The organism is Curtobacterium sp. 18060 (assembly GCF_902706105.1).
GTDB lineage: Bacteria > Actinomycetota > Actinomycetes > Actinomycetales > Microbacteriaceae > Curtobacterium.
On record NZ_CACSJV010000005.1, the window covers coordinates 105,042 to 128,869 of the forward strand.

General features: G+C 68.2%; 22 protein-coding genes. 3 read left to right on the forward strand and 19 right to left on the reverse strand.

What is annotated here, in order from left to right; genetic code table 11:
* Positions 1-62: 62 nt before the first annotated feature.
* From GVL05_RS04530 to iolC, 10 genes are all read right to left on the reverse strand, one after another.
* Positions 63-1,256: a Gfo/Idh/MocA family protein gene (locus GVL05_RS04530; RefSeq protein WP_123340671.1), complete on the reverse strand. Its 1,194-nt coding sequence runs from the start codon at positions 1,254-1,256 to the stop codon at positions 63-65.
* Between the two features lie 146 nt (positions 1,257-1,402).
* Entirely contained in the window at positions 1,403-2,515 is a 1,113-nt protein-coding gene (locus tag GVL05_RS04535) for a transaldolase family protein (protein WP_159571682.1), read from the reverse strand.
* Positions 2,512-3,381: a sugar phosphate isomerase/epimerase gene (locus GVL05_RS04540; RefSeq protein ID WP_123938993.1), complete on the reverse strand. Its 870-nt coding sequence runs from the start codon at positions 3,379-3,381 to the stop codon at positions 2,512-2,514. Before GVL05_RS04540 ends, GVL05_RS04535 begins: the two co-directional genes overlap by 4 nt.
* 3 nt (positions 3,382-3,384) lie before the next feature.
* Complete coding sequence (locus GVL05_RS04545) at positions 3,385-4,416, reverse strand: Gfo/Idh/MocA family protein (RefSeq protein WP_123294146.1); 1,032 nt, start codon at positions 4,414-4,416, stop codon at positions 3,385-3,387.
* A gap of 50 nt (positions 4,417-4,466) precedes the next feature.
* Positions 4,467-5,393: a sugar phosphate isomerase/epimerase gene (locus tag GVL05_RS04550; protein WP_159571685.1), complete on the reverse strand. Its 927-nt coding sequence runs from the start codon at positions 5,391-5,393 to the stop codon at positions 4,467-4,469.
* A 50-nt stretch (positions 5,394-5,443) separates the two neighbouring features.
* Positions 5,444-7,351 carry a 3D-(3,5/4)-trihydroxycyclohexane-1,2-dione acylhydrolase (decyclizing) gene (gene iolD, locus GVL05_RS04555; protein WP_200849156.1) on the reverse strand — a complete coding sequence of 636 codons (1,908 nt, stop codon included), beginning with the start codon at positions 7,349-7,351 and terminating at the stop codon, positions 5,444-5,446.
* Between the two features lie 17 nt (positions 7,352-7,368).
* Complete coding sequence (gene iolB, locus GVL05_RS04560) at positions 7,369-8,301, reverse strand: 5-deoxy-glucuronate isomerase (protein WP_159571691.1); 933 nt, start codon at positions 8,299-8,301, stop codon at positions 7,369-7,371.
* Positions 8,302-8,309: 8 nt separating this feature from the next.
* Complete coding sequence (locus GVL05_RS04565) at positions 8,310-9,821, reverse strand: CoA-acylating methylmalonate-semialdehyde dehydrogenase (RefSeq protein ID WP_200849151.1); 1,512 nt, start codon at positions 9,819-9,821, stop codon at positions 8,310-8,312.
* A complete protein-coding gene (locus tag GVL05_RS04570) occupies positions 9,818-10,774 on the reverse strand; it encodes a class I fructose-bisphosphate aldolase (RefSeq protein ID WP_200849152.1) in 957 nt (318 codons plus the stop codon). Before GVL05_RS04570 ends, GVL05_RS04565 begins: the two co-directional genes overlap by 4 nt.
* Entirely contained in the window at positions 10,767-11,798 is a 1,032-nt protein-coding gene (iolC, locus tag GVL05_RS04575) for a 5-dehydro-2-deoxygluconokinase (RefSeq protein ID WP_123294149.1), read from the reverse strand. Before iolC ends, GVL05_RS04570 begins: the two co-directional genes overlap by 8 nt.
* Positions 11,799-11,964: 166 nt before the next feature.
* On the opposite strand from iolC, the gene GVL05_RS04580 reads away from it, so the two are divergent.
* Together GVL05_RS04580 and GVL05_RS04585 are read left to right on the forward strand one after the other, a co-directional pair.
* Positions 11,965-13,227, forward strand: a complete 1,263-nt coding sequence (locus tag GVL05_RS04580; protein ID WP_159571694.1) for a DNA recombination protein RmuC — start codon at positions 11,965-11,967, stop codon at positions 13,225-13,227.
* A 23-nt stretch (positions 13,228-13,250) separates the two neighbouring features.
* Positions 13,251-14,351: a DUF1266 domain-containing protein gene (locus tag GVL05_RS04585; RefSeq protein ID WP_159571697.1), complete on the forward strand. Its 1,101-nt coding sequence runs from the start codon at positions 13,251-13,253 to the stop codon at positions 14,349-14,351.
* A 141-nt stretch (positions 14,352-14,492) separates the two neighbouring features.
* Here GVL05_RS04585 and GVL05_RS04590 read toward each other — a convergent pair whose 3' ends face one another.
* From GVL05_RS04590 to glpX, 9 genes are all read right to left on the reverse strand, one after another.
* The gene (locus GVL05_RS04590; protein ID WP_159571700.1) at positions 14,493-14,996 is read right to left on the reverse strand and encodes a hypothetical protein; all 504 of its coding nucleotides are present in this window, start codon (positions 14,994-14,996) and stop codon (positions 14,493-14,495) included.
* 315 nt (positions 14,997-15,311) lie between these two features.
* Positions 15,312-16,091, reverse strand: a complete 780-nt coding sequence (locus GVL05_RS04595; RefSeq protein WP_131845301.1) for an ankyrin repeat domain-containing protein — start codon at positions 16,089-16,091, stop codon at positions 15,312-15,314.
* Positions 16,092-16,314: 223 nt separating this feature from the next.
* A complete protein-coding gene (locus GVL05_RS04600) occupies positions 16,315-16,854 on the reverse strand; it encodes an RNA 2'-phosphotransferase (RefSeq protein ID WP_159571703.1) in 540 nt (179 codons plus the stop codon).
* 3 nt (positions 16,855-16,857) lie between these two features.
* On the reverse strand, positions 16,858-17,313 hold the full coding sequence (locus GVL05_RS04605) for an SMI1/KNR4 family protein (RefSeq protein WP_159571706.1): 456 nt from the start codon (positions 17,311-17,313) through the stop codon (positions 16,858-16,860).
* 343 nt (positions 17,314-17,656) lie between these two features.
* Positions 17,657-17,938 carry a YrhB domain-containing protein gene (locus GVL05_RS20350; RefSeq protein ID WP_159571709.1) on the reverse strand — a complete coding sequence of 94 codons (282 nt, stop codon included), beginning with the start codon at positions 17,936-17,938 and terminating at the stop codon, positions 17,657-17,659.
* Between the two features lie 372 nt (positions 17,939-18,310).
* On the reverse strand, positions 18,311-19,072 hold the full coding sequence (locus GVL05_RS04615) for a PoNe immunity protein domain-containing protein (protein ID WP_123294158.1): 762 nt from the start codon (positions 19,070-19,072) through the stop codon (positions 18,311-18,313).
* On the reverse strand, positions 19,072-20,622 hold the full coding sequence (locus GVL05_RS04620) for a putative T7SS-secreted protein (protein WP_327785631.1): 1,551 nt from the start codon (positions 20,620-20,622) through the stop codon (positions 19,072-19,074). The genes GVL05_RS04615 and GVL05_RS04620 overlap by 1 nt, the downstream gene beginning before the upstream one ends.
* Positions 20,623-20,722: 100 nt before the next feature.
* Positions 20,723-21,619, reverse strand: coding sequence for a hypothetical protein (locus GVL05_RS04625; RefSeq protein ID WP_159571715.1), 897 nt, complete (start codon positions 21,617-21,619; stop codon positions 20,723-20,725).
* 83 nt (positions 21,620-21,702) lie between these two features.
* Entirely contained in the window at positions 21,703-22,692 is a 990-nt protein-coding gene (gene glpX / locus GVL05_RS04630) for a class II fructose-bisphosphatase (RefSeq protein WP_159571718.1), read from the reverse strand.
* 89 nt (positions 22,693-22,781) lie between these two features.
* Between glpX and fbaA the strand changes: the two genes are divergently transcribed.
* A complete protein-coding gene (gene fbaA / locus GVL05_RS04635; protein ID WP_123294161.1) occupies positions 22,782-23,810 on the forward strand; it encodes a class II fructose-bisphosphate aldolase in 1,029 nt (342 codons plus the stop codon).
* Positions 23,811-23,828: the final 18 nt, after the last annotated feature.

Consider the following 23,828-nt stretch of genomic DNA (forward strand, 5'->3'; position numbering starts at 1 on the left):
CAGACGGACTGGAGGCGCAGCGCCAGCTGGCACCGCGCCTCCCGTCCGTCGTCCGCGACCGTCTAGAGCACGGGGGTCGCCGCCGCGTAGGTGAGCGGTCCGTCGACACGCGCGACGTCGTGCCACGCACCGTCGGCGAGGGACGCTTCCGCCGCCTCGACGATGGACGCAGCAGCCAGCCCGTCAGCGACCGACGGGGCGAGCTGCTCCCCGCGACGGACGCTCGCGATGAACTGGGCGGCCTCGATCGTCTTCAGGTCGTCGTAGCCCATGGCCGTGCCGGCGCCGGGTTGGAAGCGCGCGAACTCGCCGTCACCCGCGGCGACGTAGTGCGTGGCGTAGCCGTCGACCTCCTGGCCGTCGAGGTACACCTCGAGCTCGTTGAGACGCTGGAAGTCCCACCGCACCGAACCCCTGGTGCCGTAGATCTCGAGCGTGTACTCGGCGTGCGGCCCCCGCATGACACGGCTCGAGTCCATGGTGCCGACGGCGCCGTCCTCGAAGCGGAAGAGCAGGGCTGCGTAGTCCTCGTTCTCGACGCGGCCGAGGTCGCCGGTGGCGGCGGCGCTCCGGTCGACGATGCCCGCGGCTGGCTTCGGGCGCTCCTGGATGAAGGTCTCGGCGAGCGCGCTCACACTGGCGATCCGGCCGACGACGTACTGCGCCAGGTCGAGGCCGTGCGACAGCAGGTCGCCGAGCACGCCCGAACCGGCACGCTCCCGCTCGAAGCGCCAGGTCAGCGGCGCCGCGGGGTCGGACGAGTAGTCGGCGAGCAGCGAGCCGCGCACGTTCGTGATGCGACCGAGGCGGCCGCTGCGGACGAGTTCGCGCGCCCGCTCGATCGCGGGGGCGTGCCGGTAGTTGAACCCGACGCTCGTGATGACGCCCGCGCGCTGGACGGCCTCGTGGATCTGCCGGGAGTCGCTGGCGTAGCGGCCCATCGGCTTCTCGATCCAGAACGGCTTGCCGGCCTCGGCAGCGGCGACCGCCATCTCGCGGTGCAGGAAGTTCGGCGAGCAGATCGACACGACGTCGACGGCTGGGTCGGCGAGGACCTCGTGGTAGTCGGCGACCGCCCGCTCGTAGCCCAGGCGGGTGACGGCCTGGTCGCGTGCGGCCTCGATCGGGTCCGCGGCGACGACGAGCCGGGGCTGCACGCCGAGCTCCGGGAAGTGGTCCGGCAGGGCGCGGTAGGCGCGGGAGTGCAGCCGCCCCATCCAGCCGACCGAGATGAGGCCGACACCGATGCTGTCCATGGGAACTCCTTCGTTCGTGGGCGCCGATTGGAGCGCGCCAACCATCGTACGGGATCGTTCGTGGTTTGTCAGTACAAAGACCGTGAGCAGAAGACGTCGGGTCAACTGGGGCGACCCGACGTCTTCTGCTCACGAAGTGGCTCGGCTCAGTTCGGCGGGAAGATGATGTCCCGCACCAGGGCGTCGAGCTGCGCGTCGGCGTCGAGGAACTGGCGCAGCGTCGTCACCGTGGCACCGAACCGGTCGAACTCGTCGATCGTCATGCCGTCGACGTCGTACCCGCGCGCGAACTCGGGCGTCGCCGCGCGCAGAGCCGCGATGACGTCGGCCGGCACCTCGTCGTGGATGGCGTCCGGACGGAACGGGAACGCGTTCGCGTTGATGTCCTTCGTCCACTGGAACGGCGGCGAGACGACGAGGTCCCCGCCCTGGAACTCCGACCACTGCAAGGCGTTCCGGAAGGCGGCGACGAGCACGCGCGACCGGAAGCCACGCTCCTGGAACACCCGGTAGGCGTTCTTCACCGCGGCGACGCCGGCCCACTCGAGGATGCCGGGGTCGACCATGACGTGGTCCCGCTTGACGACGGTCTTCAGCCAGTCGTCGAACCGGCCGGCCATCAGCGTGACAACGTGGCCGAACTCCTGGTCGGGCAGCCCGTCGGCGGCACGACGGTCGAGCGCACGCTCGATGGACTCACCGACGGCGACGACCTGCGGCACCGTGAACGACACCGTCGCGTTGATCGAGACCCCGCGGTACGCGGCCTCCTCGATCGCGGCGATGCCGACCTTGGTGGCGGGGATCTTCACGATGATGTTCGGGGCGAGCTGCGAGAACCGCACGGCCTGCTCGACCAGGGCGTCGGCGTCGCGGTGGAACCGCGGGTCGGTCTGCATCGACAGGCGACCGTTGCGGCCGCCGGACGCCTCGAACGCGGGCAGCAGCTGCTCGGCCGCCGCGATGGAGAGCTCCTCGACGGCCTTCCAACCGATCCAGGACTCCCCCGCGGTCGGGTGCTCCGCGGCGATCTCGCGGATGCGCGGCACCCAGGTCTCCGGGTCCTGCTTGATGCAGGTGTACGCGATCACCGGGTTGCAGGTCGCCCCGACGGCGCCGTACTCGTGGATCGCGGTGGACAGTTCGCGCGGGTCGGCGGAGTCGTTCCACAGGGCGGTCACGGTCTGCGACGCGGCCTGCAGCGTGACGGGTCGGACGTCGGCGTCGGTGGTCGCCGGTGACGAGAGGGTGTCGGTCATCGTGTGAGTCCCTTCTTGATCGTGTCGAGCTGGAAGCGCGAGACCTCGTCGGCGTTCTCGTCCTCGGCGAAGACGCTCGACACCGCGACGGTGTCCTCGCGCGCCGTGAAGCCGACCCGGTCGAGGGCGGCCCAGAAGGCGTCGAAGTCGACGTCCGCCTGGCCGACCGGCAGGTGCTGGTGCACGCGGACCGGGTTGCCGGGCGGGTTGGTGATGTAGCGCAGGCCGTGCGACCGGTGGTGGTCGTACGCGTCGGCGACGTGCACGAGCTGCAGCGAATCGCCCGCGGCGTCGATGATCTCGTCCATGTTGCCGCCGTAGTGGAACGTGTGGCAGGCGACGTAGACGAAGCCGATGCTCTTCGAGTTCAGCCCGCGGATCACGCGGAGCGCCTCGAGCCCGTCCTCGACGAAGTCGTCGGGGTGCGGGTCGATGAGGACCCGGATGCCGGAGTCCTCGATGATCGGCAGGAGCTCCTCCATCGCCCAGTGGAACTGGTCCTCGGACTCCTCAGCGCGTTCGGGGCGGCCGGAGAACTCCGTGTTGATCGTGTCCACGCCCAGGCGCTTCGTGATCTCGATGACCCGCTTCCACTTCTTGACGGCGGCCTCGCGGGCCTCCTTGTCCGGGCCGGCCCAGCGCAGGACGGGCAGGACCGACGCGACCTGGACCCCGGCCGTCGTGCACGCCGCGGCGAACGCGTCGACGAGGTCGTCGTCGGCCGTGGGGTGCCGGTAGAACGGGATGAAGTCCTTGTGCGGGGTGAGCTGCAGGTACTCGTAGCCGAGATCGGCGACCTTCTGCGGGAACTCCAGCAGCGACAGGTCGTGGTGGTACGGCGTGGGGTCGAGCGCGATCTTCGGCATCGATCAGGCCGTCTCGTAGAACGCGGGCTTCGCGGTGGCGTACGTGATCGGCTCGAGCGCACCGGACTGCTGCGCACGCACGGCGACCTCGGCGACGACCGACGCCGTGTAGCCGTCCCAGGCGCTCGGGCCGTCGATGCCACCGGTGCGCGCGGCGTCGACCCAGCGCTGCACCTCTTCGTCGTACGCGGCACCGAAGCGCTCGACGAACGACGGGGTGACGCCCTGGCCGGAGACGCCCTGCGACACGAGGTTGAGCGAGGTCTCGCGACCGATGTACGCGACCCCGGACTCGAACACCGCGTCGGTCGTGACCTGGTAGCCGAACTGGGCGTTCACGTTGATCTCGACGATCGCCATGGTGCCGGACTCGGTGGTGAACAGCACGAACTGCGGCTCGGGCAGGTCGGCCGGCGCGAGCGAGTTCTTGCGGGGCTTCTTGACCTCGACGCTCGTGATCGCCTCGCCCGTGATGAACGGGATGATGTCGATCTCGTGGATCACCGAGTCGTGGATGAGCATCGACTCGCTGAAGTTCGGCGGCGTGGTCGGGTTGCGGTGCGCGTGGTGCAGCGCGAGCAGGGCGCCGTTGGCCCCGGACTCCCGCAGCGCGCGCAGCTCCTGGTAGCCCTTGTCGAAGCGGCGCATGAAGCCGACCTGGATCTTCGGACGGTCGGACGTCGCCTGCTCGAGCTCGACGATCCGCAACGAGTCCTCGGCCGAGGTCGTCAGCGGCTTCTCGCACAGGACGGCGAGACCGCGCTCGATCGCCGGCACCAGGACCGGCTCGTGCAGGAAGCCGGGCGTCGCGACGATGACGGCGTCGATCGGGGTGGCGTCGAGCGCCTCCTCGAACGAGGCCGCGGTGATCGCGCCGGGCGCCTTCGCCGCGGCGGCGGTCGCGCGGCCGGTGTCGGGGTCGACGATCGCGACGACGTCGGCGCCGGCGATGGTCGAGGTGATGCGACGGATGTGGTCGCTGCCCATGGCGCCCGCGCCGACGACGGCGACGCGGAGGTTGTCAGTGGTGCTCATGGCGGTGCTCCTGGGGTAGATGACGCTGCGTGGACGGCTGCTGGGGCCGGTCAGGACACGCGGGCGGCGGACGTGGAACCGAAGATGTGCTGGAAGGTGCGCTCGGCGATCGGGCCGGGGGCGTCGACCGAGCAGCCGTACATGTCCTGCTCGACGATGCCGAAGACGTCCGGGTTGATCTTCGCGACGGCTTCGATGATCGGGGCGAGCTCCGGGGTGCCGTGCGGCGGCTCGGTCATGATCCCCTGCGACACGGCGGTGGCGAACGGGACGTCGTTCTTCAGCACGTCGAAGAGCAGGTCGGTGTCGACCTGCTTGAGGTGCAGGTAGCCGATGCGCTCCGGGTGCGCGGCGATGAGCTTGAGGTTGTCGCCGCCGTAGTACGCGAAGTGCCCGGTGTCGAGGCAGAGGTTCGTGTACGCCGGATCAGTCTCCGACAGGAACCGCACGGTCTCCTTGTAGGTGCCGACGTGGCTGTCCGCGTGGGTGTGGAACTGCTGATGGACGCCGTACTCCTCGAACAGCGCCTTGCCGAGCTGGTCGTGGCCCTTGCCGAGGCGGTCCCACTGCTCGTCGGTCAGGGTGCGCGACTCGAGGACTTCCTCTGTGGCGTCCGAGCGCCACAGGTCCGGGATCGTCACGAGGTGCTGGGCGCCGAGCTTCGCCGCCAGACCCGCGACCGCCACGGCCTGGTCCCAGGCACGCTGGAACTGGTCCTCGCCCTTGTGGAACCCGGTGAACACCGTTCCGGCGGACAGCTTCAGCCCGCGCGACTCGAGCTCGTCCGACAGCTGCGACGGGTCGGTCGGCAGGTAGCCGTACGGTCCGAGCTCGATCCACTCGTACCCGGCTGCGGCCGCTTCGTCGAGGAAGCGCTTCCACGGCACCTGGTTGGGGTCGTCGGGGAACCAGACGCCCCACGAGTCGGGAGCGGTGCCGATCCGGATGGCGTCGGTGGCGGTGGCGGTGTCGGTCATGACGTCGTCGTCTGCTTTCTGGGTGTGGTGCGTGTGGTGGACGGTGGTGCTCAGCCGAGCAGCGGGCGCTGTGCGGCGACCTGCTGCTCGTACTCGGCGCGGGCGGTCTGCGTGCTCGACAGCGTCGAGGTCTGCGCCACCGGCACGTCCCACCAGCCGTCGCCCTCGGGGGCGTAGACCAGCGGGTCCGAGTTGATGTGCACGAGGGTGGTGTGGTCGTTCGCCTTCGCCTGGCGCACCGCGGCCTTGAGGTCCTCGATGCTGTCCGGGCCGGGCTGGACCTCGATCACGTCGACGCCGTACGACCGCGCGTTCGCCGCGAGGTCGACCGGCAGCGGGTCGCCGTTGTCGAACGACTGGGTCTCGTCCAGGTAGCGGTACTTCGTGCCGTAGCGCTCGGACCCGACGGTCTCGGACAGGTGCCCGATCGACGCGTACCCGTGGTTCTGGATGAGCACGACGATGATCTTGATGCCCTCGGCCACGGCGGTGACGAGCTCGGTGTGCAGCATGAGGTAGCTGCCGTCGCCGACCATGACGATCGCGTCGCGGTCCGGGGCGCCACGACGGACGCCGATGCCGCCGGCGATCTCGTAGCCCATGCACGAGAACGCGTACTCGACGTGGTAGCCGAGGGCGTCCTGCACACGCCAGAGCTTGTGCAGGTCGCCGGGCAGCGAGCCGGCCGCCTGGATGACGACGTCGCGCGGATCGGACACCGACTGCACGGCGCCGATGATCTCCGGCTGACCGGGCAGGTCGGCGCCGGACGGCGCGAACGCGCCGTCGACGGCCGCGTCCCACGCCGCCTTCAGCGACGCGATCTCCGCAGCGTAGGCGGCGTCGACGACGAACGCGGGCTCTGCGGGTGACGACCCGGACGACGCGAGCGCCGCGGTCAACACGACCAGGGCCTCCCGGGCATCCGCGATCAGCGGCAGCTGCGAACCGTGCTTGTACGCGTCGAACGCGGCCACGTTGACGTTCACGAACGTGACGTCCGGGTTCTGGAACGCGGTCCGCGACGCGGTCGTGAAGTCGCTGTAGCGCGTGCCGATCCCGATCACGACGTCCGCCTGCGCGGCGACCGCGTTCGCGGCGGCCGTGCCGGTCGCGCCGATGCCACCGAGGTACTGCGGGTGGTCCCAGACGAGCGAGCCGCCGCCGGCCTGCGAGGTACCGACCGGGATGCCGGTGGCCTCGACGAAGGCGGCGAGCTCGTGCTCCGCGCCGGAGTACAGCACGCCACCGCCCGCGACGATCACCGGACGCTGCGCGCCCCGGATCGCGGCGACCGCACGTGCCAGCGGCCCGTGCTCGGGCAGCGGCCGACGGATGTGCCACTCGCGCGGCTGCAGGAACGCGACGGGGACGTCGAACTCCTCGGCCTGCACGTCCTCGGGCAGGGCGATCGTCACGGCACCGGTCTCGGCCGGGTCGGTGAGCACGCGCATCGCGGCGAGGGCGATCGAGAACAGCTGTTCGGGGCGCTCGACGCGGTCGAAGTAGCGCGACAGCGGACGGAACGCGTCCGTCACCTGGATCGAGGTGTCGTGCGGCAGCTCGATCTGCTGGAGCACCGGGTCGGTGGTCCGTGTCGCGAACGTGTCCGACGGCAGCAGCAGAGCGGGCAGGCGGTTCGTCGTCGCGAGCGCAGCGGCGGTGAGCATGTTCGCGGCGCCCGGGCCGACCGACGCCGTCGCGGCGAAGGTCGCACGGCGGCGGTGCATGCGGGCGAAGCCGACGGCCTCGTGCACCATCGCCTGCTCGTTGCGCGCCTGGTGGTACGGCAGCAGGCCGGGCTGTTCGACGTGGAGCTGCTTGATGGCCTGTCCGACGCCGGCGACGTTGCCGTGCCCGAAGATGCCGAAGATCCCCGGGATGGTGCGTTCGCGGACGTCGCCGTCGACGGTCCACTGGTTGGCCAGGAACTCGACGAGCGCCTGGCCGACGGTCATCCGGCGCGTGTTGGTGGTCACGCGTGCTTCCTTTCGTAGGGCAGGCGCGGGTCGAGCTGCTCGCTCGCCCAGGCCTGGCGGACCCAGCCGTGGGCTGGTTCGTCGGTGATGTTCCAGACGCGCTCCGGGTCGGGCCCGGCCATCACGTTGAGGTAGTACATGTCGTAGCCCGGAGCAGCGACGGCGGGGCCGTGCCAGCCGTGTGGCACCAGCGCGACGTCGCCGGTGCGCACTTCGCGGAACTCGTCGATCGGACGGTCGTCCGAGGCGTACGTGCGGTGCAGTGCGAACGGGTCGGCGGTGGCCGGAGCGGAGAGGCCGCGTGCGACCGCGGACTCGTAGTAGTAGATCTCCTCGAGGTTCGACTCCTCGCCCGGCACGTTCGTGTCGTGCTTGTGCGGCGGGTACGACGACCAGTTGCCGGCCGGCGTGATCACCTCGCACACGATGAACTTGTCCGCGTCGAGGGCCGCAGGCGTGCCGAAGTTGTGCACCTGGCGGCTGGACTGCCCGGCGCCGCGGAGCTCCACCGGCACGTCCTGCCGGGCCACGTACGTGGTCGGCTTGACGGTGTCGGTGGGCGCCTCGGCGACCGCGAACCGGCCTGCGCCGGTGATCGTCGCCGCGGTGCCCGATCCGAGGTACAGGACGTCGGTGGGGCCCTCGAAGACGTTCGCGCGCCCCTGCAGGGTCTGCTCGCCGTCCCCGGCGGCGCCCGCGTAGGTCACGTGGAACGACCCGGCGAGCGGCACGACGATGCGCTCCACGGCGTCGGCCGGGAGGCGCAACTCGCGCGTACCGGTCGGGTCACCGTCCGTCAGGGTGCCGGTCCGGAGCCCGGTGTGCGCCCATCCTGCGATGCGGCCGTCGACGACGTCGGTCCAGCCGGCCTCCGGCCGGCTCCCCTTCGGGATGAACCACTGGTCGTGCTCGTGCTGTTCGTTCGCCATGCTGCGGCTCAGTTGTTCGACGGGAAGCCGAGGTTGATGCCGCCGTGCGACGGGTCGAGCCAGCGGCTCGTGATCGCCTTCTGGCGGGTGAAGAAGCTCACGCCGTCGGCGCCGTACGCCTTGTGGTCACCGAACAGCGAGTTCTTCCAGCCGCCGAACGAGAAGTACGCGACCGGCACGGGGATCGGGACGTTGATGCCGATCATGCCGACCTGCACGTCGCGCTGGAATCGACGGGCAGCGCCGCCGTCGTTGGTGAAGATGGCGGTCCCGTTGCCGTACGCACCGCTGTTGATGAGCTCGAGGCCCTCTTCGTACGTGGCGACGCGGACGACGCTCAACACCGGGCCGAAGATCTCCTCGGTGTAGACGCGGCTCGTGGTGGGGACCTGGTCGATCAGCGTCGGGCCCAGCCAGAAGCCGTTCTCGTCGCCGTCGGGTCGGACGGTGCGGCCGTCCACCACAACCACCGCACCGTCCTGCTCTGCGACCTCGATGTACGAGGCGACCTTGTCACGGTGCTGCTTCGTGACGAGCGGGCCCATGTCGCATCCGCGACGACCGTCGCCGATGCGCAGGGTGGCCGCGCGGTCCTTGATCTTCTGGATGAGCTCGTCGGCCACCGGCTCGACGGCGACGACGACCGAGATCGCCATGCAGCGCTCACCGGCGGAGCCGAAGCCCGCGTTGATGGCGTTGTCCGCGACCAGGTCGAGGTCGGCGTCCGGCAGCACCAGCATGTGGTTCTTCGCGCCGCCCAGGGCCTGCACGCGCTTGCCGTGCTTCGTGCCGGTCTCGTAGACGTACTGCGCGATCGGCGTCGAACCGACGAACGAGATCGACTCGACGTCGGGGCTCGTGAGCAGGCCGTCGACGCTCAGCTTGTCGCCGTTGAGGACGTTGAAGACACCGTCGGGGAGACCGGCCTCGGAGAACTTCTCGGCGAGCCAGATGGCGGCGCTCGGGTCCTTCTCGGACGGCTTCAGCACGACGGTGTTGCCCGCGGCGATCGCGATCGGCAGGAACCACAGCGGCACCATCGCCGGGAAGTTGAAGGGGCTGATGATGCCCACGACGCCGAGCGGCTGCCGGATCGAGTACACGTCGATGCCGGTCGAGACCTGGTCGGAGAACTCGCCCTTGAGCAGGCTCGGGATGTTCGTCGCGAGCTCCACGACCTCCTGCCCACGAGCGATCTCACCCAGCGCGTCGTCGATGACCTTGCCGTGCTCGCTCGTGATGATCTCGGCGAGCTCGCCCTTGTCGCGGTTCAGGATCTCGCGGAACGAGAACAGGATCTGCTGGCGCTTGGTGAGCGACAGGTTGCTCCACGCCGGGAACGCCGCCTTGGCGCTCGCGATGGCGGTCTGGATCTCGTCCTCGTTCGCCAGGGCGACCTGCTTCGTCGCGACGCCCAGGGCCGGGTCGTACACGGGGGCGCTGTTGCCCGACGCGGACTCGACGTGCTTGCCGCCGATCCAGTGGCCGACGGTGGTGGTGGCGGTCTCCGTGGTGGTCATGCGTTGCTTCCTTCGAGTGTGGTGGCTTGTTCGTGCGTGGTGCCGGCGTTCGCGGTGCCGGCGCTCCCGGTGTGGACGAGGCCGGCGGCCACGTCGACCGCGGTGGCGACGTCGCCGTCCGGCGGGTAGAGCAGGGTCCGGCCGACGACCAGGCCGCGCACGCCGGGCAGGGCCAGGGCATCGGCCCACTTGGCGTACGTCTCGAGCGGCTTGCTCGACGGGTCGCCACCGAGCAGGAGCGTCGGCAGCGTCGTCGCCGCCATCACCCGCTCCATGTCGTCGACGACCGGGATCTTGAGCCAGCTGTAGGCGCTGGACTCCCCCAGGCCCGCGGCGATCGCCATCGAGGTGATGACGGCGTCGGCGGTCAGGTCGTTCACGACCCGGCCGTCCTGCCACGCGGACATGAACGGCTCGAGCATGATCGGCAGCTGGAGTGCGGCGGCCTCGCTGACGGCGCGGGCCGTGGCCTCGAGCGTCGGGGCCGTGCCCGCGTCCTCGAGCGCGATGCGCACGAGGAGCTTGGCGAAGTCGAGCCCGGAGTCCTTGATGGCCTGCGCCGAGTACGCGGTGTAGCGATCGTCCATCTCGAACGTCGCGCCGCGCAGCCCGCCGCGGTTCATCGACCCGACGACGACCTTGCCGTCGAGGGCGCCGAGCAGTGCCAGGTCCTCGAGGATGTCGGGCGTCCCGAGCACCCCGTCGACCCCGGGGCGACCGAGCGCCGTGACGAGCCGCTCGAGCAGGTCGTAGCGGTCGGCCATGGCGGACTCGTCGTTCCGGACCGCCAGGGCACCGCGTGCCGGGTGGTCGGCGGCGACGATGAAGAGCTTGCCGTCGTCGGCGAGCAGGGAGCGCTTGTGCCGAGCGTCGAGCACGGACCGCACCAGTTCGGGCTGTCCGGCGCGGATGTCCCGGAGGCGCTGGAAGTCAGCGGGGCTGATCTCAGGCATGGGTCTTCTCCTCGGTGTTGGTCGCACCCGTGCTCGTGTGGTTCGTGCCGTCGGCGGGGTTGCTGGCGATGAACGACTCGATCTCGTCGCTCGTGGGCATCGCCGTCGAGCACTCGAACCGCGTCGCGACGATGGCGCCGGCGGCGTTGCAGAAGGCGAGGATCCGCTCGAGGCCCCAGCCCTGCAGCAGGCCGTGGGTCAGCGCGCCGCCGAAGCCGTCGCCCGAGCCGAGCCCGTTGACGACGTCGATGTGGTGCGGGCGGAACTCGACGAACTCGTCGCGGGTCTTCGCCAGCACGCCCTTGGGGCCCTGCTTGACGATGGCGATCTCGACGCCGCGCTCGAGCAGGGCGTCGGCCGCACGGACCGGATCGGTCTCACCGACGGCGACCTCGCACTCCTCGCGGTTGCCGACGGCGACCGTGGCGTGTTCGAGGGCGACGGCGACCTCGCGCGTCGCGGCCTCGGGGCTCGACCAGAACATCGAGCGGTAGTCCAGGTCCAAGACGGTGTGGTTCTTCGTGCTGTTCTGCGCGGCTGTGCGCGCTTCGTACGCGACGTGGTGTGCCTGCCGACTCGGCTCTTCGCTCAGGCCGGTCACCGTGGTCCAGAAGATCTTCGCGCGCTCGATCTCGTGCAGCGGCAGGGACTTCGCCGTGATCATCAGGTCCGGCGCCTTCGGGGCACGGTAGAAGTACAGCGGGAAGTCGTCCGGCGGGAAGATCTCGCAGAACGCGACGGGGGTGTTCAGCCCCTCGACCGTCTCGACGAAGGCGTTCGCGACGCCGAACTCCGGCAGGGTGCGGGCGATGTACCGGCCGAAGGGGTCGTTGCCGGTGCGGGTGATGACCGCGGCGTCGGCACCGTGGCGCGCTGCGGCGATGGCGACGTTGGTCGCGCTGCCGCCGACGGACTTCGAGAACGTCGTGACGTCTTCGAGTGGGCCGGTCTGCTGCGGGTAGATGTCGACGCTGACGCGTCCCATCGTGATCACGTCGTAGGCGTGGGGAGCGGGGTTCGTCATGCGACGTGGTGGACCTTCCGTGCGGCTTCATCGGCGGACGTTCACGACTGTACACCGTGTTTGCCCTAATGTCATGACATGGTTTTCGAGGCTGGTCCCGCCGGGCGCGTGGCCGCGTCGGTGCGCCGGGAGGCCCGGTGTCGGTGGGTCCTGCCAAGGTCACGACATGCAGATCCTCGCCCTGGTCATCGGTCTCGTGATCGGCATCGCCGTCGGTGCGGTCGTCGCCTGGTCGCTCGCGCGGTCGCGCGCCGGCGTCGACGCCGCCGCGTCGCGCGCGAGCGCCGAGGCACTCCGCACACGGCTCGACGAGGTCCGGCGCGACGCCGAGGAACGCCTCGACGCGCAGGACACCCAGTACCGCCGACAGGTCGACTCCCTCGAACGTCGCGCCGCCGAGCTCGAGCACCTCGTGCAGCGCATGCACGGTGCCGACTCCGCCCGGAACCAGAACGAGTCGAAGGTGCTCTCCGCCCTCAGCCCCGTCGCGCAGACCCTCGACGTCATGCGCACGAAGATCGCCGAGCTCGAGCAGTCCCGCAGCGAGCAGTACGGCGCACTGTCCGCCCAGCTCCGCTCGGCCGCCGAGTCCGAGGAACGCCTGCGCGCCACGGCCGACACCCTGGCCAGCGCCCTGTCGTCGAACAGCACCCGCGGGGTGTGGGGCGAGACACAGCTACGCAACGTGGTCGAGGCAGCCGGGTTGCTCGAGCGGGTCGACTTCGACGTGCAGTCCTCGGTCACCACCTCGGCCGGCACCGCCCGACCCGACATGGTCGTGCACCTGCCCGGCGGCAAGACCATCGCCGTCGACGCCAAGGTGCCGTTCAGCGCCTACCTGCAGGCCGTCGAGATCCCGGCGACCGCCACCGGTGCCGAGGGGGCTCGGCGCGAGGCGCTCATCGGGCAACACATCAAGGCGCTCCGCGCGCACGTCGACGCCCTGGCCGCGCGCGAGTACTGGACCGGGTACGACGCCTCCCCCGAGCTCACCGTCGCCTTCATCCCGTCCGAGTCGCTCATCTCGAGCGCCCTCGCCGCCGACCCCGGCCTGCTCGACCACGCCTTCCGCAAGCGCATCGCCCTCGCCTCGCCCGTGACCCTGTGGTCCGTGCTGAAGACCGTGGCGTTCTCGTGGCAGCAGGACGTCGTCTCGCAAGAGGCGCACGAGCTCTTCCGGGTCTCGCGCGAACTCTACGGCCGACTGTCCACGATGGCGGGGCACGTCGACAAGCTCGGGCGTTCCATTCGGGGCTCCGTCGTCGACTACAACCGGTTCGTGGGGTCGCTCGAGCGGCAGGTGCTGCCGAGTGCACGGCGGTTGTCGCTGCTCGACGAGTCGAAGGTGATCGCGGACCCGGCGTCGATCGAGGACGAGCCGCGGCTGCTCACGGCGCCGGAGCTCGTCGGCGCCGTCGACGAGGACTGAGCCGCTCGCTACGATCGATCGTCATGGGGGGAGCACTGCAGAACCATCCCGGCGACCGCGAGTTCCCGGTCCGTCCACGCTGGCGGCACCGGGCGATGGTCGCCAAGGCGCGGAAGCAGACCGGGCGACGACGGGACCGCGCCGCAGCGTGGATCATCATGGCGATCGCGATCGTCGCGTTCTTCGTCGCCCTCGTCGCCGCCACAGCCGGTCCGTACGACGTCCGGGCGCACTTCGGGTACGGCATCCAGGCGGTGTGGCGCTGCTTCCTGATCGCCGTCGTCGTGTGGTTCGTGCTGACCTTCATCACCTCGCTCCGTGACATCGGGCTGCCGGTGCGGGAACAGCGGCGGTACCGGGAGCGCACCGGTGCCCGCGAGCTGCCCGTCCGCCGACTGCAGCAGCTGGCCCTCGCCTCGTTCGGCGACTTCCACGACGGATGGTGGCCGGCGTCGCTCGCCCCGTACGGTTCGCGGGTGGAGCTCGGCGGCGAGTACCTGCAGGACACCACGCCGTCGCCCTTCGTGACCATCCCCCTGCCCCCGCTGACGTTCCTGCGCCGCGAACTCGACGAGACCTACAAGATCGCCAGCGGGCGGGACGCACAGGCCTTCGCCGTCGACCTGCTCGGCCCGAAGAGCGTGTCGTGGCAGTTCCTCGCGTTGAGCCGATCCGCCGAGGGTGAGACCCGGCTCACCCGGCTGTCCTCACTGCTCGGCACCGACCCGTGGGCAGGGTCGAGCCTGCTCGAACGCCGAGCGGACCGCCCGCCGAAACTGCTCTGGTCGATGGACGTCAAGAACGCGGTCACCGCCGTCAGAGGTGCGTACGCCGCCGGGCTCCTGAGCGAGGACGATGCCTGGTCGTCGATCGACCTGGTCTCCGATGTCGCCTTCATCCTGTTCGACTCGTGGGACGACTACTTCGACAACCTGCGGGCCGCGTACGCCCTGGTCTACGACGAGCTCAAGACGGTGCAGGAGTTCGATGCCGGGCGGCGTGAGCTCTTCGCCTCGAACTGGCCGGTCACGCGGTTGCGGTGGCAGGGGTCGCCGGGGGCGCTGCTGCCCCGAACCGTCAGCGACCCACTGTGGGCGGACGAGGACGACGCGTCGGTCTCCTGAACGCGACCGTGTCCTCCTCGGGGCGACGGCTCATGCGTCGGAGTACCCGGGGAGCGCGCGGACGGCCTCGGCGTTGCGGGCCCACACATGTTCTTTCGCAACGAGAAGGCCATCGGTCATTCTGCCTGGTCAGCTGACGAATCAGATGAGGGGGTTACCCTCGAGGACCTTCTTCGGTAACGCTTCCCGATCACCAAAATCCGGCGTGTTCGCCCAGTTCGGCTCGACGTCAACTCCGTGGAACTGCTCCAGGTATTTTGTCTGTTTGGAGTGATCGATCCGCGTGCGCTGCCCCTTGCCGTTCGGAGACAGGAGCAATTGATTGGAGAACAGGGGCTTGTTGGCCAGTGCACGTTCCTTCGGTCTGAAGTCATCAGGTTCGGGAAAGATCTTGTAGATCACTTCGCTGAGGAACAGCCGTCCGCCCCACCGGTTCGAATACGTGGCAAGGGTCACATTGCGATTGTTTGCGTCCCAAACGAACACTTGGAAAGCTGGCCCGTCGATGGCAATGCCGCCCCGAGGCGTGACCTCCATGGTCCAGGACGGTACAGCGGATCTGGGATCGATTTCAAAGCCGCCGTCGTCCCGCCTGACGAAGGTGCCGACGCTCGGTTCGGCGGGGACCACAGTGAACCAGTCCATCTGGTCATCCTGATGCTGGTGCCAACGCCCGCGACACTCTTGCTCGCTCAGGAATCCTCTCGGATCCGGTGTTCGGGTGAAGTGATTCCACCTCTGCATGTAGAGGTATCCGTGCTCGATCACGGGTTCTTCAATCGTCCTCGAGTTCTCGGCTCTACCGAATCTGAACATCAATCACCCCCGGCATTGAAAGAAGCACCGCGCCAACGTGCGTCAGCCAGTGCGGGGGGAAAGTTTCTGGGCACATATCGAGCGCCGACGCGATCCACGCTCTCGTCGAGCCGTACTTCAGTCAATTGAATGCCTCTAGATCATTCACGCCGTCTGCCTCCGCTCGAGCTTAGCCGCACGATCGAGCACCTTGATCAACGGCTTCGGCGCCAGGAACGCTCGTGCCAGCCCTTGAGCGGTGAAGCCGTCTGCACCGACCAATCTGGCCTTCGCTCCAGCACTCAGCATTGCACTGGCGCCAGCCACCGCGTCGTCCACGGAGACCGGATGTGGGTTCGATCGATTCGGTCGCACGGGGAGAGAACGTCGTACGAGCAGTCGGAGCGGAGTCTCTCCAGCCACGGCAGAGTTGAGCAGAGCCGCATCGGCACGAATTGCTGACTGGATGTCGATGAGGGACCCATGCGTAGCGGCCTCGAACACGACCGATACGCCCGCCTCATCATCCTCGAACACCCGATCCTGCTGCAGCATGGTGATGAGCCCGGCGGGTGCGTCCCCCAAGATTCGGGCATAGCTCAGTGGGGTCGCACCAAGGTCGTTGACATGGCACGGATCAGCGCCGACGTCGAGCAAGACGGCGACCGGATCAAGTCCGCCGTCGCCTGAGTTCGTCACTGCGAGCTGCAGCGGCGTCGTCCCCCAATGGTCCGGCGAGTCCACCTCCACCCCGAGGTCCAGGAGTGCTCGCATCGCATGCACCGCACCGGTCTGAGCCGCGAAGTGGAGGGGCGTGAGGGCGTCGGCATTGGCGCGTGATGCTGAGGACACTTCGAAGCCTTCCGACGCGATCCTCGTGATCGCCTGCGGATCGTCCGCGACGATCGCATCCCAGAACGCAGAACTGTCCATCGCCGTGCTCATCGGATGATGCTATCCAGGACGTCCACGCCACCCGACTGCAAGCCCAGCTGGTCGGATCTGCGCTTCTTCCGAGCAGTCTCACGTCTGATGAGACGAGACTGCTGTCGCCCCCCCTCGCACTCGGGGGAGACTGAGAGATCGATCCGTTCGACGAGTGACCGTCTCGAGCGCATCGCCCCAGCAATGCAGGAGCCCCGCTACTCGCGCGGCTGAGTCAGGCGCGTCATTCCGCCGAGATGTACCGCGCGGGAACGAGCAAGGCGAGGGTCACCCGGTCGTGGCCCTCCGAGAACTCCACGCCCTCCAGGTGCGCTCGAGCTGCATCGATTCGCAACAGGACGGGAGCGGTGGACTTGCGCCGCCCCGCCTGCATCGCCAGCTCGCGATCGGTCGTCAGATGCGCGTACTGGCGCCCCATCGGCAAGAGCCCGTCGCGCAGGATCGACTCAGCCGCAGCGAGGGAAGTTGCGTGCCAGAGCACCGGCTGCGGAACGATCGACGGCTTCACGATGCGCTCGTCCGTCGAGTGCCCGTACTGAGCACGGATCCGGTCGCCTTCGACGGCGAAGCGCTGCTTATCGGACTCGGCGACCACTCGGCGCAGATCTTCCAACGATGCCTGAATGCCCGACCGCTCCAAAGCGTCGGCAAGATCTGCGAGCGGGACGCTCCCGTCGGCACCGAGTTCCAGCCCGTACGCACCCGGTTCGTGCCGCAACGCGTGCGACATCGCCTTGCTGATCGACGTGTCCCTACGAGGCATGTCTCAGTCCTCTTCCTGCTCCGCGAGCCACGCTGCTCGATGCTCCTCCATCTCCTCCCACCAGACGTCGAAGGACGTCCACTGCCCCCGGTACTCCGTCCCAGGCGAAGCAAACGTATGGATGATCAGCACGGGAGGGTCGCCCGAATGGTCGCCACCGTCAAAGCAGAACACATCGTCAGTGTCCTGGTGCTTTGCGAAGGGTACGAGGGAACGGGCCGGATACTGCTCCCCAACGATGTCAACCCAGTTCTTTGTCTGGTTCTCGTACTCAGACGTCCACATGAAGGGATCAATGTCGGGAAGCGGGTCTTGTGCAAGGGCGCGTTGGAAGCGCTCGGGGTACTGAAATCCCTCGGGCGCAATCAAGCGCGCCTCGACTTGCCGTTCCTCGACGGTTGTTAGTCGATGTTCCCTCACTGTGGTCCTCCGGTGAGCTTCGGGGGTCGTGAGACCCATCTGGATTCGCTTTCAACCAATTCGCGCCTTGCGACTTTATCCGACCCTCAGCGCCCCCAGCGTTCTGGGCTCGGCGTGGCCACGCCTCGTGAAGCATTCAACCTCTTTTGCCGTCAACGATTGATGAGGTTCGTGTACTCGGCCCCTGCACCGGAAAATCAGTGTGAGACTTGGCAGATCGTCGGATCAATTCAGATTGGCGCTTGATCAGTTCCCGCCTTGCCCTGCTACCCGACCAACGGTCAACGGAATCCCGAGCAATCGCAAAGAGTTCCAGCTAAGAACTCTGCGGGTGGACCCTCGACCGTCACCTCGTTCTCCTCCGCTCGAGCCGGAACTGGCTTCACCGAGACCGACTGATGACCCGCTGGCCCCGTTCCTCTATTTGTGATTCAACCGATGTGTTCGTTTGAAGAGCAAAACAGGCACTGCCGTCTTTTGGTACAACAAAGGGGCCATTTCCGGCTAGGCTAAACAATGGGTTTTGTGTCTCGTAATACTCTCGACTGTTGTACAGAACGATCCACCAATCGTCGGTCTCGATCCACCCCCTATCCCAACTAAGGTCTTCGTCAGCGCGCACTTCCTTCGCAAATTCGTCCTGAGCATCCTTCAGAGTTCGCATGCAAGATCACCGTGTCTTGAGTAGGAAGAGTTGATCGAAGTTCTCCAACTTGGCAAACGTTCCTGACTGTCCGTCGAGAAACGCAACGCCATTCCGATCATGCTGGCCGACTGGATCGGTACCCGCCCTGGTCCCAAAGACAACGCCACGAGCCCCCTCACCAGAGGAGTTCCACTTCCACTCGTGTAGCTGGGGCAGGCACGTCATTCTGCGCTGTCGCACTGTCCGGCCTCGAGCAACCCACCGCACGCCAGAGCAAAGCGCAGCACACGGTCAGTGACGCGTCGGTGAACGGCGGCATCTAGCGATGACGCCACCGGCGTCGAGCCGTCTGGTAGGCCATTTCAGATGTGGTCCGGAGGGTCCCTCCTCTTACAGGAGATCGAGCGGCAGGAAGGGCGATTTCATCTCAACGAGGTGCATGTCGGTCGCTTTCGCGATCGCCGGCAGTTCCAGCGCCCAATACCCGACGAATCCCGCACCGTAGCTGTCGCCCGGGGCGACTGCTTCCAGCGACCCCATCCAATCCATCGGTTTCATCCGTGATGGCCAGTCCGCGAGATACGTCTCGATGGCATGGCTGGCTTCGACTGGCTGCTCGAGCGCCGTGAGCAGGGGCCGCGCGAACCTCGGCGTCGAATGCTTGTTCTGATCCCAGGAGTGCTGAAGTCCGGTCGCAGACGCAAGCGCCGAGAACAGCGGGTCCGCCCCCTGCCGAACCACCGTCTCGAGGACCGTCCGCGCATGAGTCGTCCGGCCACAGCCCATCGTGATGCCGAGAAGCCGCAGCACACTGATGTAGTACTCGTTTCCGTCGCCGAGGCTGGGCGACGGCTTCTGGTCGGAGGACGCTAGGTCGACCCACGTGCAGTACGCATCCGCCACCGATTCAGCGACATCTCCGATGACGTCCAGGCCGACGCCCGCGGAGTACTGCGCGGCCAGGTAGCGGAGGCCCATGTGCCACTCGCCACGAACGGCGCTCAAGCGCTTCGTGGGATCGGTTGCTCGCTGCGCGGCAGCCTTGCGTCCTTCCCAATTGGTCGAGGTCACCTCGATGGCGCTTTGCCAGTATCGCGCATCGAACTCGGCGGCCCGCTGCCGGAGTGCAGTCTTGCGCCGGAAAAGCGGCATCAGGGGATCACCTTTCCACCCGTATCGACCATGAATCGTGTTGAACCTCCATCATGTCCGACGACGACGACACTTCGGGGGAGCTTCCCCTCGTCGAGCAGCTTCTGGACCGCGTCGAAGTGGCGCTCGTCCACGGCTCGTTCCAAACGAGTCAAGGCATCCCGCCCTGCTGGAGAGTCGATCCACTGATCACTCAGCTGACGCCCGCTCAGTTTCGTGTTCTTCAACAGGCTGTTCGGAGCAGCATCATCGTGCTTCGAGAACTTCGCCTCGCCGATCTCGTACTCGCCGGTCTTCTTGTTGAAGTAGACACCGTCGAGCCCGTTGGCACTGGTGCTGCCCTTCGTGTCGATCCGGTCGAAGCCGGAGCGAGCGTAGAGGTCGTGCATCTGCTGCTCTCCGAAGGCAGCCTTCTCGTCCTTGGTCGCGGTCCGTGCCAGGGTCCGCCCGTTCGGGTTGACCCTGACGCCGAGGGGCAGTTCGACCCGACGCCCGAACGGAACGGCAGACTTGGCCTTCCCGATGACCGATCTTCCCGCGGCGAGGACCCGGCCGCCTGCGCGAGAGATCCCACCCATGCCTCTCGCGTACTTGCCCAAACTCGCCAACCGCCCCAGTGCGCCGGCTGCGGGGACGCAGTCGAGCAGGGAGAACGCGAGGTCCCACCCGTCGGCTTCGCCCTTGCTCATCTTGTACAACGTGTCCGCCAACACCACGAGCGCGATCGCCGCGATGATCAACGTCCACGGCCCCGGGATGATCATCGCGATGATCCCACCCACCGCGACGACGACCTTCGCCACCGACACGATGGTCTCCCATGCCTCGGACCCGAAGATCTTGTCCCACGTGGACTGCTTCCCCAGCCCCGCGTCAGCCGCTTCACCGATCTTCGTCGCGGTCCGCTGCTCCGCGTCCTGCCAGTCACCCTTCGCATCCGCCACGAGCCGCTTCGCCGCGTCGATCCGGGACTGCGCCGCCGCGATGTCGCCCTGCGCGGACGACACGGACCCCTGCGCGACGGAGGCGTTGTCGGACGCCGCCCGCAACTGCGCCGGCGACGGCACGTCCACCCCCTCGGGCACCTCGGAGCCAGCCGGGTACTTCTCCGCGACCTTCGACAGGTCGGACGACGCCGACTGGTAGTGCGACAGGTTCGACTGCGCATCGGAGAGCCGGTCCTGCGCCGCGGCGAGGTCCCCGGTGGCGTCCTTCGCATCCGCCAACGCACCATCGGCCCGGTACTGGGTGTCATCGACCGTGTCAGCCCACCCCGACAACGCCGTCGCGGCGAGCTCGTACGAATCGACGAGCTTGGTCAAGTCCGACGGGGTGTCCTCGATCGCGTCGACGAACACATCAGCGGCCTCACCCTCCCAGTCGGTCAGCCACCCGGACCCCTTCACCGACTGCAACCGCGTCGAGGCGTCATCGGCCGCGTCGGAGATGCGCTGGTACTCCCGCGCCATCATCCGCAACGTCGACGGATCACCCTTGACCGGATCATCACCCTGATCGACAACGTCCCACCCCGACGGTCGCCCCATCATTCCTCCCCAGGTCCGATCTCTCGCGCCGTTGTCCACAAGCGCGCGAGTGTGACCATATCAGGGGGCAGCGACGGGGACGAGTGCCACCGACGCGGCCGCGTCAGAGGGCTGCGCGGATGGCACCGAGGTCGGGGAACCCTCGGAGCCGGTACCGGGCGGGGCGGACGTCGAGCTCGTCGATCAGGTCGGTCGCCAACTCCCGGAGCCGACCGAAGGGCACGGGCTGCGTCTGGCCGTCGAGTGTGACGAGCACCACGGTGTCGACCGCGGCGACGATCGTCTCGACGTCCTGGGTCCACGACGAGTACGAGAAGGCCGGGGAGTCCTCGGCGAGCCGCGCAACCGACACCGCAGCGACGTGCACTTCCTCGCCCCGGCGATCGAACGATGCCTGGAGGTCGTCCTGCTGCAGGTTCGCGACCGTCGACGTCCACAGCGCTCGGATCGTCCGCAGTTCCCCGTCGAGCGACGGGTGCTCGAACCGCACCCACCCGTCACCGCGCAGCACCATGGGCGGTCCGCTCAGGACCTCGCCCTCGTCGTCGGCCAGGATCTGCTGGGCGACACCGGCCGCGACCTGGAGCCCGTCCTCGTCCTGGTCGCCGGTGACGATGAACGTCGTCGGCGCGACCGGGAAGACCACTGCGCTGCCGCGGAACTCGATGCCCAGGAACGCCTGCGGTGCGAGTACGAGCACCACGGCGAGGTCGGGGTCCTGGATGACGATCGTTCCGGGCTGGATCACCGCGACGTCGCCTCCGGCCTGCTCCTGCGCGGCGGCGACGGCTGCACGCAGGACGTCGTCGTCCGCCCAGCCCATCTCGGCGAGCGCCGGCGCGGTGAGGATCGCACCGTCCTCGTCCGCCAGGATCACGCCGAGGTCGGGCGCCACCGGCACGACGTGCGGCAGCCGGTCGGCCGTGCCGTCCGCCTCCGCGTGCAGCGTGCGGATGCCCGCGGTGTCCAGTCCGACGATCCGTGCCGTTGTCGCAGTCATGCGTCGAGCCTACGCAAGGGCTCGTACAACGGGGCGCCGCCGGAAGACCGGCGACGCCCCGAAGCGGCGGACGATCGTCCGGCCTAGAACCACTTCTCCGCGCGGTGGTCCGCCTGGATGCGACGGATGGTGTTCGAGCGCGACCGCAGCACGAGCGAGTCGGTGTGGATGACGCCGCGCGAGCGACGGACACCGTCGACCAGGACACCGTCGGTGACGCCGGTGGCGACGAAGAACGTGTTGTCACCCGTGACCAGGTCGTCCTGGTCGAGGACCTTGTCCAGGTCGTGGCCGGCGGCGATGGCGCGCTCGCGCTCCTCGTCGTCCTTGGGCTGGAGCTTGCCGAGGATCACGCCGCCGAGCGCCTTGATCGCGCACGCCGTGATGATGCCCTCGGGGGTGCCACCGACGCCGACGCACATGTCGATCGTCGAGCCGGGCAGCGCGGCGGCGATGCCACCGGCGACGTCACCGTCGAGCAGCAGTCGCGTGCCTGCACCGGTCGCACGGATCGCACGGATCAACTCGTCGTGACGGGGACGGTCGAGCACGGCCACGACCATGTCCTCGAGGTCCTTGCCCTTGGCCTTCGCCAGCGCGCGGATGTTCTCACCGATCGGCTTCTCGAGGTCCAGGACACCGCGGCCCTCGGGCCCGGCGGCGATCTTGTCCATGTAGAACACGGCGGAGGGGTCGTACATCGAACCGCGGTCCGAGACGGCCATGACGGAGATGGCGTTCTGGCGGCCGGCGGCGGTGAGCGAGGTGCCGTCGATCGGGTCGACCGCGATGTCGCAGGCCGGGCCGTGGCCGTTGCCGACGTGCTCGCCGTTGTAGAGCATCGGGGCGTTGTCCTTCTCGCCCTCACCGATGACGACGACGCCGTCGAAGTTCACCGTGCCGAGGAACTTGCGCATCGCGTCGACCGCGGCGCCGTCGGCGAGGTTCTTCTCACCGCGCCCGACCCACGGCTGCGCACGGATCGCGGCGGCCTCCGTCGCACGCACGAGCTCGAGGGCCAGGTTGCGGTCGGGCTGGAGGAACAGGGAGCCGGTTTCCGGAGAGGGAGTCACGACCCAAGCTTACCGACCGCCGTCGAGTCACACTCCAGTCCGGCTGACTACGATCGGCGGGGACATCACCGAAGTCGAAGGAGATCCACGTGCCCATCGCAACGCCGGAACAGTACGCCGAGATGATCGAACGCGCGAAGGCGGGCAAGTTCGCGTACCCCGCGGTCAACGTGTCCTCGTCGCAGACCATCAACGCGGTCCTCCAGGGCCTGCAGGAGTCCGGTTCGGACGGCATCCTCCAGGTCACGACGGGCGGTGCCGACTACTTCGCCGGCCAGACGATCAAGAACCGTGCCGCCGGTGCCCTCGCGATGGCGAAGTTCGCCCACGAGGTCGCGAAGAACTACGACATCACGGTCGCGCTGCACACCGACCACTGCCCGAAGGACGCCCTCGACGGCTTCGTCCTGCCGCTCATCGCAGCGAGCGAGGAAGAGGTCCGCGCCGGGCGCAACCCGATCTTCCAGTCGCACATGTGGGACGGCTCGGCCGTGCCGCTCGACGAGAACATCGAGATCGCGAAGACCATGCTCGAGAAGACGCGGAACATCAACGCGATCCTCGAGGTCGAGATCGGTGTCGTCGGCGGCGAAGAGGACGGCGTCGAGCACGAGGGCACGAACGACGCCCTGTACACGACCCCGAACGACGTCGAGAAGGTCGTCGACGCGCTCGGCCTGGGCGACAAGGGTCGCTGGATCGCCGCGCTCACCTTCGGCAACGTGCACGGCGTCTACAAGCCGGGCAACGTCAAGCTCCGCCCCGAGCTCCTCGGCGAGATCCAGGCCTCGGTCGCGGCCAAGCACGGCACCGGCGAGAACCCCCTCGACCTCGTCTTCCACGGCGGCTCCGGCTCGACCGACGACGAGATCCACGAGGCCGTCCGCAACGGCGTCATCAAGATGAACATCGACACGGACACGCAGTACGCGTTCACCCGATCGATCGCGGACTCGATGTTCCGGAACTACGAGGGTGTCCTGAAGATCGACGGCGAGGTCGGCAACAAGAAGCAGTACGACCCCCGCGCCTGGGGCAAGGTCGCCGAGTCCGCCATGGCGGCTCGCGTGGGCGAGGCCGCGAAGGTGCTCGGCTCCGCCGGTCACACCAAGGGCTGACACCGGGAGCAACTGCCA